Source organism: Nostoc sp. (assembly GCF_036917535.1).
Classification (GTDB): domain Bacteria; phylum Cyanobacteriota; class Cyanobacteriia; order Cyanobacteriales; family Nostocaceae; genus Nostoc.
The window spans coordinates 13,419-25,501 of record NZ_JBALDA010000054.1; the positions used below are offsets into that span (position 1 = coordinate 13,419).

The window sequence follows — 12,083 nt, forward strand, 5'->3', positions numbered from 1 at the left end:
ACAAAAATAGTTTTGCAGGTATGAAAATTGATTTTGGTGCAACTGCTACTGATTATGCAAAACACCGCGCTGGCTTTCCCAGTTCATTATTTAATAAACTGTCTGAATATGGCATAGGTTTACCAGGGCAAAATATTGTTGATCTCGGTACAGGAACAGGAACATTAGCGCGGGGCTTTGCCGATAGAGGTGCTTATGTGATTGGCATAGATCCATCAGCCTCACTTTTAGAACAAGCGAGACTGTTAAGCGAATCTGCACAACTGAAAGTAGATTATCGAGTCGCAACTGCCGAGAATACTGAGTTACCAGACGCTAGTGCGGATATAGTCACAGCTGGACAGTGTTGGCATTGGTTTGACCGTCCGCGTGCCGTCCAAGAAATTACTCGGATATTGAGAAGAAATGGCTTAATCGCGATCGCACATTTTGATTGGATACCCTTAAAAGGTAATGTAGTTGAAGCAACAGAACAACTAATTGAGGCTCATAATCCCGCATGGAATCTAGGCGGCGGTAACGGATTGTATCCCCAGTGGTTACAAGATATTGGCGAAGGAGGTTTTCGAGAAATCCGCACATTTTCTTACGATGTATTTGTGTCTTATACACACGAAGATTGGCGGGGACGAGTTCGGGCGAGTGCTGGTGTGGGAGGCAGCTTGACACCAGAAAAAGTAGAAGTATTTGACCAGGAATTGGCAACATTGCTCGAAACAAAATATCCTACACCAATTCTTCAGGTTCATCATCGAGTTTGGGCTGCGATCGCAAAATCACCGCAATCTAATTCGTAATATTTACCATTCGCGTAGCGTCTCGTAGAGAAGGCAAGAAGCAAGCTAGGTAATTCGTAATTAAGAGATGTCTGTAACACACTATTAACCTACAAAAAAGTCGCACAATTTTAGGAAAAGAACCATGATTGAACTTTATTATTGGGCAACTCCAAACGGTCATAAAATAACAATTTTCTTGGAAGAAGTCGGCTTACCATATACCATAATTCCTGTGAATATTGGGGCTGGGGATCAATTTAAGCCGGAATTTCTGAAGATTTCTCCTAACAATCGGATGCCTGCGATCGTTGACCGTGAACCAGCTGATAGAGGTGCGCCAATTTCGGTATTTGAGTCTGGTGCAATCTTACTATATTTGGCAGAAAAAACTGGGAAATTAATCCCCCAAGATTTACGCGAGCGCACTCAAGTTTTACAATGGTTGTTTTGGCAAATGGCAGGACTAGGGCCAATGGCAGGACAAAATCATCATTTTAGCGTCTATGCTCCCGAAAAGATTGAATATGCGATTAACCGCTATGTGAATGAAACGGGACGCTTATATGCAATACTGAATAAGCAACTAGCAGATAGAGAATTTGTAGCTGGCGATTATTCCATTGCTGATATTGCTGCTTATCCCTGGATTGTGCCCCATGAACTCCAAAGTCAAAACCTAGAGGATTTTCCTCACCTCAAGCGCTGGTTTGAGATAATTAAAGCCCGTCCAGCAACAATTCGCGCCTACGAAAAAGCCGAAGCATTCAAAACTGAAGCGCTCGATCCAGATAAGTTACGAAATTTGTTATTTAACCAGTCGGCGAAGACTATTCAGCCTTGAGCCTTTTGAATTGTCTTGTCACTGTGGCGATCGCTAAGTTAGCTCTAATCCTAGATCATCGATTGCAAGTATGAGCAACGATTTCTCACCATCTCCCTTTCCTCAATTAGAAACAGATAGGCTTCTTCTTCGTGAGACAACGTTGCAGGATGCTGAAGCTATCTTTGCTGTATTCTCCGATCCGAGCGTAACTCAGTTTCACGATCTTGATACCTTCACTTCTATTAAACAAGCGATCGCTGTCATTGGACGTAGAGCCAAGCGGTTTGAGGAAGGAGAAGGAATTCGCTGGGGAATTATCCATAAGCAAGACAACGTTTTGATTGGTTCTTGTGGGTTTACCTGGAACCCACAAGAACACTCGGCCGAAGTCGGTTATGAGCTTGCCAGTACTTTTTGGAGACAAGGTATCATGACTGAGGCGGTGAGTACTATCTTGCAATTTGGATTTCAGAAAATGGGTTTGCGTTTCGTTGTTGCCCAAGTCATGCTGGAGAACATAGCTTCTAAAAAGTTGCTAGAAAAGTTAGGTTTTCACAGTCAGGGTGTACTGAAACAGTATGGCTTTTTCAAAGGGCAATATCACGATCTGGAGCAATTTTTGCTTAAAAATAAAAAACTGAGTGAGTAAGCTTAGTGGTGCAGAAAACTCTTCAAAGTCTCAATATTAGGCTTGAGCATCCCACAAGTAAAATCCGAATTGGTATTACATCATTAAGTAGCCATAATAATATGAGAGAATTTCTCAATAAACTTGAGATTATAGCTTAATTTACTAAAATGGCGGAAGTTTATACAAATGCCCAATGGTCTGAAATCTGGGAAGAAGGCTTACAAACTGGAAAGATTACCTACCAATCTGATGAGATTGAAAGCGTTGAGATCTGGCAACATCCACTCATAAAAGGTCAAGTTAGTAACACTCCACTTTGTCTGGGACTGCGAGCAGACATTGCTAATTTGGAGTTACCAGAGACTGTTGGTTGGGATTTTGTGGATGGTGATACCTACGTGACTCTGGTTTTTCGTAGCGCAGGGGTACTGAAAGAGGAAATTGAAGATATTTGCGAACAACCTGGAGAAAGCTATTTATTCTACAGCTTAGGAGAAGTCAGAGAGATTGAAAAATTGATGGCAGGACATAATGTGGATGTTAGAGTCCGTTTGGAACCGCATCTGCTGAGATTATTGAGTATGGGTCAAGAAGCATATTTACCCTCCCAACTCAAACCATTCTTGCAAACAGACACACCGCCTTCATTTCATCAATCACTTGGTAAAATGACCCCGGCAATGCAATTAGCATTACATCAACTGCTTCACTGTCCGTTTCAGGGAATCATGCGACGCACTTATTTAGAAGCTAAAACACTGGAATTGATCACCTTACAATTTGCTCAACTGTTTAATGATGGTACACCCTCTTATCAGTTGGTTAATTTGAAGAGAAACGATGTTGAACGCATCTATCAAGCGAAAGATATTTTGCTTCAAGATATTACTAATCCACCCTCATTAATTGAATTAGCAAAACAAGTAGAGTTAAACGATCGCAAACTCAAGCAAGGATTTCGTCAACTCTTTGGCACAACAGTGTTTGGATATCTGCATGATTATCGTCTAGAAAAAGCTTGTCAATTCCTCATGGAAGGACGGATGAATGTAGCTCAGGTATCCTACGCTGTGGGATTTGCCAATAGAGGTTACTTTGCTGCGGCATTCCGCAAGAAGTTTGGCATAAATCCCAGCGATTATCAAGCACAGTGGCGAAAATAGTCCGGCTAGCGATCGCAAATGACCCTGTAGAGATCACCTGAAATCAGAAAATGCCCTATTGTACCTAAAAGTTATCGAAATTTACTTGCAACTGTTCTCTTAATGCTGTGATCATGGTGTGTGGAGCTATGGGTCAAAAATCTTATATTCTTTTCGTAGTGGGTGCGATTTCAATTTTGACGATGCAACCTGCTCAAGCAGATTCAGGTATTTCTCGCCTTCAGGATATTATTCATCCCCAGAGAAGTGCTGCACTGCTGGCTCAAGATGGTGTAACGGTAGTACAGGTGATGGGAGTGAAAGCCAATCCCACCAATCAAGGCGTGGAGATAATTTTACAGACGACTAAGGGGCAACAGTTGCAAGTTATAAATCGCAGTGCTGGTAATAACTTTATCGCTGATATTCCCAATGCTCAACTGCGTTTACCCAACAGTCAAGCCTTTACATTCCGCTCGACTAAACCAATTGCAGGTATTACTGAAATAACAGTTAGTAACTTTGATGCCAATACTATTCGGGTGACAGTTATCGGTGAGGGGAGTGTACCAACAGTTGAATTATCTGATAGTCCAGACGAGGGTCTAATCTTCTCGGTGGCTAGTGCTGCATCTAGAGCACAAAACCCTACCCCGCCTGCGCCAGGGTCACAACAAACCCAGCCAGAGCAACCAACAGCCCAGGACGATCAGCCGATTGAATTGGTAGTCACAGGTGAACAGGATACAGGATATAACGCGCCAGATGCGTCAACTGCTACCAAAACCGATACACCCCTCCGGGACATTCCCGGTTCAATTCAGGTAATTCCCCAAGAAGTGATCCGCGATCAGGGTGCGATTAGCGTCAGAGAAGCAGTGCGTAATGTCAGCGGTGTCACCTATGCCAGTTCATCAGGCAATCGTGGAGAGAATTTTACTGTTCGCGGATTTGGTGCCGAACCCTTCTTGAATGGATTTCGCGGTGAGGGCTTCTCGCGAACCCAAGAGGAGAGTGCAAACATCGATCACATCGAAATCTTGAAGGGGCCTGCATCCATTCTGTATGGACGGGTAGACCCATCGGGAATCATCAATCGGGTTACTAAGAAACCGCTATTTGATCCTTTCTACGAATTGAATTTTACAGCCGGAAGCTATAATTTCTACCGTCCAACCTTAGATTTTGCCGGTCCACTCAACGACAAGAAAACATTAGCGTATCGCTTGAACATTGCCTACGAGGACGCAGGGAGTTTTCGCGATCGCGTGCAGACTGAGCGATTCTTCTTTGCGCCATCTTTTACCTATCAGTTAGGCAAAAATACGAGCTTAAACCTAGATGTATCTTATCTGCGGGACGCACGACCGATTGATCGGGGACTGGTGGTACTGAGTGACAATAAAGTTCCTAATATTCCAATCGGTCGCTATCTGGGCGACCCAACCAGGCAGGAAAAATTCACCCAAACCCTAGCAGCCCTTTACCTCGACCATCGCTTTAATGCCAATCTATCGCTCCGGTCTTTGTTTCGCTATACCGCAAGTACTGAAAGTGGTCCTGGTGCCACTTTACAAATCTTCGGTGATACAGAAGATGATCGCACCTTTGAACTGGGCAATTCCATTGGCGGTCAATATTATGAAACTTACTCCTGGCAAAATGACCTGACTGCCAAAGTCAAAACGGGATCAATTCAGCATACGGTATTGCTGGGCTTAGAACTCACACGACAGAAGAGCTTCTTCTCTGCCAGAGATCGCTCGGCAGGATTCATTGATGTTTTTAACCCCAGCTACAACTTTACTTTTGGTGAGTTTGATCCCTTAAGAACTGGTAATGATGTTACTGAGACTTTTGGTATCTACCTGCAAGATCAAATTACCTTGCTGGATAACCTCAAACTGCTGGTCGGCGGAAGATTTGATACCTATCACTATGAATCCACTACCAATGATGTTACAAATCCACCCGACAACGCAGATGCATTTACCCCACGTGTAGGCATTGTATATCAACCGATTCAAGAAGTGTCACTTTACACTAGCTACAGCCAGTCTTTTACCCCTAACAGCGGTAGAAGTTTCAGCAATCAACCCTTTGATCCCCAACGTGGCACAGGCTATGAAGTTGGAGTCAAAACAGAGTTGCTCAATGGTCGGTTATCTTCAACGTTAGCGTACTACAATACGACACTGAAAAATGTCCTGATCGACGATCTAGATAATCCTGGCTATTCGCTTCAAGTCGGTGAACAGCGCAGTCGAGGTGTTGAGTTTGATATTGCAGGTGAAATTCTTTCGGGTTGGAAGGTGATTGCATCCTACGCTAATACTGATGCAAAAGTTACCGAAGACAACATATTAGCGATCGGCAATCGGCTTAATAATGTGCCGCGCAATAGTGGCAGCCTATGGACAACGTACACCCTGCAAACAGGCAGTTTGAAAGGATTAGGCGTTGGGTTTGGGGCATTTTTTGTCGGTGAGCGAGCAGGAGATTTAGCTAATTCCTTTGTGGTTCCCGGTTATACTCGCTTGGATGCAGCCCTGTATTACCAAAAAGAGAATTTCCGAATTGGACTCAATTTCAAGAACCTCTCGGATATTCGCTATTTTGAGGGGTCACAAGGTAGAAATCAGGTTATTCCAGGCGCACCTTTTATTGTACAAGGTACGATTTCATATTCATTTTGATTGGTACAGCGGGATTATCCATTATGACATCTAAAACGGTACGTAAAGTTATCTTTGGTTTACACCGCTACATTGGCTTAGGTGTTGGACTGATTGCGCTCGTTGTTGGTTTAACTGGTAGCCTGCTAGTTTTTCATACAGAAATCAGTTGGAATGCTCATCACAAGCGAGTGAACTTTGATATTCACAAAGTTGCTGGTGCGATCGCAATTATAAATGGACATAAAAGTGAAAATTAATTCTGCTAAGACATCTAAGGGCATTTTGCACATTTGGGATGCTCCCATTTTACAGAGGGCGAGAAATTAGTAATAAATTATTTTCCGTGAATTCTTGGTGATTGCCCGAATTCAACAAACGACTGCCCAAATTCAATAAACAGCGGCGATAATATTGGTTTAGCCGCGTTCAACACTAGTTCAGTCTTTTTCTTAAATTCTGCATCTTGTTTTTTTACAAATTCAATTATTCTGGTAATTTTTCAACTTGATTGAAGTATAAAGATAGCGATCGCATAGATGTAATATATCGAAACAACAGCGATTGCATAGTACACACACGATGACATTTAACATCACCATATATGATTTTTGGGATTTGAGGAAAGCAGCAAATCCACAACTCCTAATCGATCCAATCCATCCAGAAGATTATCTTTGTCGGTATTCTAAAGAACTTGGTGAAGGCTATTATCGCTGGATTCTCCTGCGTGAAGGCATTCTCATCGAAATTCTCGAAACTTATTTACCGCAGTCGCTTTGCTGCTGCATTTAGAAAGAAATATGGTACAAATCCCAAAGCATATCAAATGCAGGAATTAGATTTGTGAACACTAATAATAGATAAAGGATTGGCAAATGGTTAGTTAGCGTTCAGCACTTAGTTTCTCAGCTGATACCAACAAAGCTAATCGATACCTACCTGTGCGAATCTGATGAAATCCTAACCGTGTCAGCCAATCTAAAATTGTCGGTTGTGGCCAAATACGTCCACCACAGGTAACGTAGTAGATTAAAGAGAACAAGCTCATAGGTGAGGAGAGTTTTCCTTGCTCGCCAGGATGAAACAGGTCGTTGATGAGTACAGTTCCGCCGACTCGCAATGCTTGAAATGCTTTGCGAAGAGCTATTTCACACTGCTCGGCTGTGAGGCAATGGAGGATATTGGAGAGAAACACAACATCATAATTATTACCCCAGTCAGTATCGAGTAAATTACCTTCAATATATTGGATGCGTGAGCCTAACCCTGCCTGTTCAATTTGGGGTAAACCTGCTTCGATAGCATTGGGTAAATCGAGGATATCTGCTTTGAGGTCAGGATATTTCTGGCAAAAGGCGATACTGTATTCGGCAGGTCCACCCGCCACATCTAACAACCGCTTTGGTGGTGGATTCAGCTTTGCCCATTTGAGTACATTTGAGGCAGTTTGCTGTCCACTGCTTTTGAGCATTTCGTAGTAATTTGCAAAACAAGTAGCGGATTGAGGATTAAAGTGAAAATTCGCACAGATGTAATATATCTAATCAACAGCGATCGCACAATACACACACGATGACAATTAAGATCACTATATATGATTTTTGGGATTTGAGGAAAGCAGCAAATCCAAAACTCCTAATAGATCCAATCCATCGAGAAGATCGTCTTTGTCGATATCCCAAAGAACTGGGCGAAGGCTATTATCGCTGGATACTGCTGCGTGAAGGCATTTTCATCGAAATTTTTGAAACCTATTTGCCGCAGTCAATCAAGTGGATTACTCATCCTTATCACCAAAACAGTTTAGAATTTGGATTTATTTTAGCTGGATCAGGACAAGATTGTGATGGACAACCAAAAAAGTCAGGAGAAGACTATATTTTTGGCGGTGTGTATCCACAATCGAATAACAACATTGATGGAGCAGGTAATCTGAGGTGGGTGAGTTTGATAATTAAGCCAGAAACCCTAAGGACGTTGATCGAAAGTTATGGAGAACAACTACCAAAAGATTTGGAAAAGGCGATCGCAGGTGTACCAGAATATTTTAATCTACGTCCCAGTATAATTACCCCAGCCAAACAAATCGCGCTCCAGCAGATTCTTCATTGTCCTTATCAGGGACTAACACGCAAAATGTATCTGGAGAGCAAAGTGTTAGAATTGGTTTCCCTCAAGCTAGCAGATCGAGTAGCAGCGCCAACAGAAAAGCTGTTACGGCTTCAAGAAATTGATCGCATCCATCACGCCAGAGACATTTTACTAAAAAATATCGGTAATCCACCTTCATTAATCGATCTAGCTCGACAAGTGGGTATTAACGAATACACTCTCAAACGCGGGTTTCGTCAAATTTTTGGGACTACAGTATTTGGTTACTTACACGACTATCGCATGGAACAAGCCAGGCAATTACTGCTGTCAAGGCAAATAAAAATTGAACAAATTGCTCAAATAGTTGGTTATGCAAACCGCAGTCATTTTGCTACTGCATTTAAAAAAAAATACGGCATAAATCCCAAAGCGTATCAAATGCAAAAGAATATTTAGAGACTTATTACTAGGATCAATCTACTCAAAAACTCCGATTATCGTGCAAAAAAATTCCGTACTTGGGTCATTTTTTTCACATGAATCCTGTATTGTATTACCAAGAGCAATTTGAGAATACTTCTCGACTAACAAGCAAAAATATTTGCTCTGTTGCTAAAACCTGCTGAATTTATCTTGGTGTGAGGAAAATATGTGGAATTTCAAACTACCATTGTTGGTGGCTACTTTGGTGTCGGTGTTTTTTGGACAGACTGTATCAGCACAGGAAATGAGTAAGAACCAGAATCTGACAAACAACCAAGAAAATTCGATACACCAGGTAAATTTGACCGCAACTCATGTAAATAGAACGATTAGGCAATTAAGTGAGCTAAAACCAGTTTTGACTAGCGCTCGAATGTTATTAGTGCAGTCGCCAACACCCACATCAGAAATTGTCCAAGTCACCCAAGTCAAAGCAAACCCCACCGATAAAGGTGTGGAGTTGATTTTACAGACATCTAAGGGGCAACAGTTGCAGCTAGTAAATCGCTCTAGTGGTAATAATTTTATCACTGATATTCCAAATGCCCAACTGCGCCTAGCGTCGGGCGATGCCTTTAGTTTTCGCTCAGATAAACCAATAGCAGGTGTTAGCGAAATCACGGTGACAAACTTTGATGCAAATACTATCAGGGTTAGTGTTACAGGCCAAGTCAGTCAGCCAGTTGTGGAGTTGTTTGATAGTCCAGATGAGGGGATAATTTTCTCTGTTGCAAGTGCCGCATCTGCGACACCATCACAGCAGCAACCGCAAACACAACAGCCTCAAACTAGTCAGCCAGAGAATCAGACACAACCAAAACCATCAGCTAGTGGTGATGAGCCGATTGAGTTAGTGGTGACTGGGGAACAAGATAATTACCGCGCCACAGATGGATCAACTGCTACCAGAACTGACACTCCTCTACGCGACATTCCGCAATCGATTCAGGTCATCCCGCAACAAGTCTTGCGAGATCAACAAGCGACCACGATTCAAGATGCCCTCAGAAACGTGAGTGGAGCGAATATTACACAGATTCCCGGTTTTCAATCAAACAACTTTGTGCTTCGAGGTTTTGCTGGTAGTTATCTCAGAGATGGTTTGTTTGATGCCAACAGCTCTCAATCAGCTGATCTGGCTAATATTGAGCGAGTGGAAGTTCTCAAGGGCCCAGCTTCAGTGCTGTTTGGTCTAGGTTCTCCAGGTGCCACAATCAACCTGATTACAAAAAAACCGCTTCAAGATCCTTTCTATCAGGTCGATGCCACCGTTGGCAACTACAGCACTTACCGTGGTGCGATAGATTTATCTGGACCGTTAAATGATTCTAAAACGGTGTTGTATCGTTTGAATGCCTTTTACCAATACGGGGGTAGTTTCGTCGATTTTCAGAACAGCAAAAGTTATTCGATTGCCCCGGTGGTAAGTTTGATGATTGGCAAAAGAACAAAATTAACTCTAGACGCAGAATATAGGCATTCGCGTGTCGATGGGTTTAACTTGGGTCTACCAGCTCAAGGCACGGTGCTTCCCAACCAAAATGGTAAAATCCCCATCAACCGAAGTACTGGTGAGCCTAATTACTATTACCAGTACAATACCAGTAGCCTTGGTTACAATCTGGAGCATCAATTTAGCGACAACTGGTCGCTCCGCAACGCCTTTCGATTCTCGTACGTGCGTGGTAATAGTTTTCGATATGTGGGCAGTGAGATTCTAGACGATAACCGTTCCCTAGATCGCCTTATTATAGCTGAAGTTTTTGATAATTATAGCTATAACCTAACAACCAATGTGATTGGCAAGTTCTTAACTGGTCCTGTTCAACATCGGTTACTTTTTGGAGTCGATCTCAGTCGGGGTGGATACCCACTGTATACCAGTGAGTTCGGAGAAGCGGCAGCATTTGACATATTTAACCCCGTACATGGTCTGCCACCACGGATTCCTGTACCAAATGATGATCCCAATAATCGGGGTTCTTCTACTAGCTTAACCGATCAACTTGGTGTCTACATTCAGGATCAAGTCAATATTGCCGAAAATTTGAAGTTACTACTGGGCGGACGGTTTGATCTTTTTAGACAGAGGAATGCAGATATACTTGCCCAAACTTCAGACACTCAAGGAGGTGATGCGTTTAGTCCTCGTGTTGGCATTGTCTACCAGCCAATTCCAGCCATTTCGCTTTATGGCAGTTATAGTCGCTCGTTCGCTCCGAACGGTGGCAGAGCCTTTGATAACAGCCTGTTTGACCCACAGCAGGGCAGACAGTACGAAGTTGGTGTGAAAGCAGATTTGAGTACAAGTCTTTCTGCCACCCTCGCTTTTTACGATATCGTACTCAACAACGTTTTAACAGAGGATCCAAACCATGCTGATTATTCGATTCAGACCGGTCAGCAGCGTAGTCGAGGCATTGAATTGAATCTGACTGGCGAGATTTTGCCGGGATGGAATATCTATGCAGGCTATGGTTACACCGATGCCCGCATCACCAAAGACAACACCTATCGCGTTGGGAATCGGCTGTATAGTACACCAGAGAATGCCGTTAACCTGTGGACAACCTATGAATTTCAAAGGGGCGGCTTGAAAGGCTTTGGGGTTGGGTTGGGATTGTTCTACGTCGGAGAGCGAGAAGGAGATTTATTGAATAGTTTTCGACTGCCAGATTATTTTCGCACTGATGCGGCTCTATTCTACAAGCATGGACAGTTTGGGGCACAGCTTAATTTCCGGAATCTGTTTAATATCGATTATTTTGAAACGGCTGCAAGTATTTCACGTGTGGTTCCCGGTAGTCCGTTGATGGTCGAGGGAAGAATTTCTTGGGAGTTTTGAGTTCACGACTTATGCCTAGACACCATACGTTAAAGGGATGCTCTCATTATGCACCCTTTTAATGGCGGCTCAAGGGCAAAGCAGAAGTCCTAAGTTTTGACTTTACCAATGATTTGAGCGATCGCTTTTAGTTTCAAGCAAGAAGCTGTGTAAAAATATTTAAAATTTGTTTGTCTTGTTGTACTAGCCTACAACAGGCGGATAGGCGATCGCGTTTTTTAAGTGAAGACGTAGCAGGTAAAGGACTTTTTTGCGGACTTCTCTGTGCGATCGCAGCAATTTCTGCAAGTGACAAATTTTGGTCTAAGTTATTATTGATATAAGCGATCGGCGATCGCTTCTTTTAATTTATGTTTTGGTAATCCACCTGTGTATTCTCGAATGATAATAAGTTTTTGCGTGGAGTAGCGTTTGAACAAATGCACCGCCAGTAGATCTGCTGCTGAATCCATATACAGGTAACTATCAAATCCGGTAGTTTCTATTTTTTGTTTGAGTGTCAGTCCAATTTGTTGAATCAATGGATCATAGGTTTGCAGTTGTTGTACAATTTTAACGGCATTAGTATTTACTGACTCGTAGGCAACACTAGTAATTATCGCTGGTTC

The 12,083-nt window shown here is 42.7% G+C and carries 12 protein-coding genes; 9 read left to right on the forward strand and 3 right to left on the reverse strand.

Features of this window, described 5'->3' with window-relative positions; genetic code table 11:
• Positions 1–20 precede the first annotated feature (20 nt).
• The 7 genes from V7K56_RS17990 to V7K56_RS18020 all read left to right on the forward strand — a co-directional run bounded on the left by V7K56_RS17990 (position 21) and on the right by V7K56_RS18020 (position 6,845).
• Positions 21–797 carry a class I SAM-dependent methyltransferase gene (locus V7K56_RS17990; RefSeq protein ID WP_334912229.1) on the forward strand — a complete coding sequence of 259 codons (777 nt, stop codon included), beginning with the start codon at positions 21–23 and terminating at the stop codon, positions 795–797.
• Between the two features lie 124 nt (positions 798–921).
• A complete protein-coding gene (locus V7K56_RS17995) occupies positions 922–1,620 on the forward strand; it encodes a glutathione binding-like protein (protein ID WP_334912230.1) in 699 nt (232 codons plus the stop codon).
• A gap of 70 nt (positions 1,621–1,690) precedes the next feature.
• Positions 1,691–2,251 carry a GNAT family N-acetyltransferase gene (locus V7K56_RS18000; protein WP_334912231.1) on the forward strand — a complete coding sequence of 187 codons (561 nt, stop codon included), beginning with the start codon at positions 1,691–1,693 and terminating at the stop codon, positions 2,249–2,251.
• Positions 2,252–2,400: 149 nt separating this feature from the next.
• The gene (locus V7K56_RS18005; protein ID WP_334912232.1) at positions 2,401–3,396 is read left to right on the forward strand and encodes a helix-turn-helix transcriptional regulator; all 996 of its coding nucleotides are present in this window, start codon (positions 2,401–2,403) and stop codon (positions 3,394–3,396) included.
• Positions 3,397–3,524: 128 nt separating this feature from the next.
• Positions 3,525–6,071: a TonB-dependent siderophore receptor gene (locus V7K56_RS18010; RefSeq protein ID WP_334912233.1), complete on the forward strand. Its 2,547-nt coding sequence runs from the start codon at positions 3,525–3,527 to the stop codon at positions 6,069–6,071.
• A 23-nt stretch (positions 6,072–6,094) separates the two neighbouring features.
• Entirely contained in the window at positions 6,095–6,310 is a 216-nt protein-coding gene (locus V7K56_RS18015) for a PepSY-associated TM helix domain-containing protein (protein WP_334912234.1), read from the forward strand.
• A gap of 322 nt (positions 6,311–6,632) precedes the next feature.
• Positions 6,633–6,845 (forward strand): hypothetical protein, encoded by a 213-nt coding sequence (locus tag V7K56_RS18020; RefSeq protein ID WP_334912235.1) that lies wholly within the window; start codon positions 6,633–6,635, stop codon positions 6,843–6,845.
• Between the two features lie 91 nt (positions 6,846–6,936).
• Here the strand turns inward: V7K56_RS18020 and V7K56_RS18025 are convergent, their stop codons facing one another.
• A complete protein-coding gene (locus V7K56_RS18025; protein ID WP_334912263.1) occupies positions 6,937–7,593 on the reverse strand; it encodes a class I SAM-dependent methyltransferase in 657 nt (218 codons plus the stop codon).
• 32 nt (positions 7,594–7,625) lie between these two features.
• Here V7K56_RS18025 and V7K56_RS18030 point away from each other — a divergent pair, with 32 nt between their 5' ends.
• Positions 7,626–8,603 carry a helix-turn-helix transcriptional regulator gene (locus tag V7K56_RS18030; protein ID WP_334912236.1) on the forward strand — a complete coding sequence of 326 codons (978 nt, stop codon included), beginning with the start codon at positions 7,626–7,628 and terminating at the stop codon, positions 8,601–8,603.
• Positions 8,604–8,796: 193 nt separating this feature from the next.
• Positions 8,797–11,475, forward strand: coding sequence for a TonB-dependent siderophore receptor (locus V7K56_RS18035; RefSeq protein WP_334912237.1), 2,679 nt, complete (start codon positions 8,797–8,799; stop codon positions 11,473–11,475).
• Positions 11,476–11,608: 133 nt separating this feature from the next.
• On the opposite strand, the gene V7K56_RS18040 is transcribed toward V7K56_RS18035, so the two are convergent.
• Together V7K56_RS18040 and V7K56_RS18045 are read right to left on the reverse strand one after the other, a co-directional pair.
• Positions 11,609–11,770: a hypothetical protein gene (locus V7K56_RS18040; RefSeq protein WP_334912238.1), complete on the reverse strand. Its 162-nt coding sequence runs from the start codon at positions 11,768–11,770 to the stop codon at positions 11,609–11,611.
• 16 nt (positions 11,771–11,786) lie between these two features.
• Positions 11,787–11,996: a hypothetical protein gene (locus V7K56_RS18045; protein WP_334912239.1), complete on the reverse strand. Its 210-nt coding sequence runs from the start codon at positions 11,994–11,996 to the stop codon at positions 11,787–11,789.
• Positions 11,997–12,083 lie beyond the last annotated feature (87 nt).

Coding starts and splice junctions, on each gene's coding strand:
- V7K56_RS17990 (WP_334912229.1), top strand. CDS start 21: ATGAAAATTGATTTTGGTGCAACTGCTACTGATTATGCAAAACACCGC.
- V7K56_RS17995 (WP_334912230.1), top strand. CDS start 922: ATGATTGAACTTTATTATTGGGCAACTCCAAACGGTCATAAAATAACA.
- V7K56_RS18000 (WP_334912231.1), top strand. CDS start 1,691: ATGAGCAACGATTTCTCACCATCTCCCTTTCCTCAATTAGAAACAGAT.
- V7K56_RS18005 (WP_334912232.1), top strand. CDS start 2,401: ATGGCGGAAGTTTATACAAATGCCCAATGGTCTGAAATCTGGGAAGAA.
- V7K56_RS18010 (WP_334912233.1), top strand. CDS start 3,525: ATGGGTCAAAAATCTTATATTCTTTTCGTAGTGGGTGCGATTTCAATT.
- V7K56_RS18015 (WP_334912234.1), top strand. CDS start 6,095: ATGACATCTAAAACGGTACGTAAAGTTATCTTTGGTTTACACCGCTAC.
- V7K56_RS18020 (WP_334912235.1), top strand. CDS start 6,633: ATGACATTTAACATCACCATATATGATTTTTGGGATTTGAGGAAAGCA.
- V7K56_RS18030 (WP_334912236.1), top strand. CDS start 7,626: ATGACAATTAAGATCACTATATATGATTTTTGGGATTTGAGGAAAGCA.
- V7K56_RS18035 (WP_334912237.1), top strand. CDS start 8,797: ATGTGGAATTTCAAACTACCATTGTTGGTGGCTACTTTGGTGTCGGTG.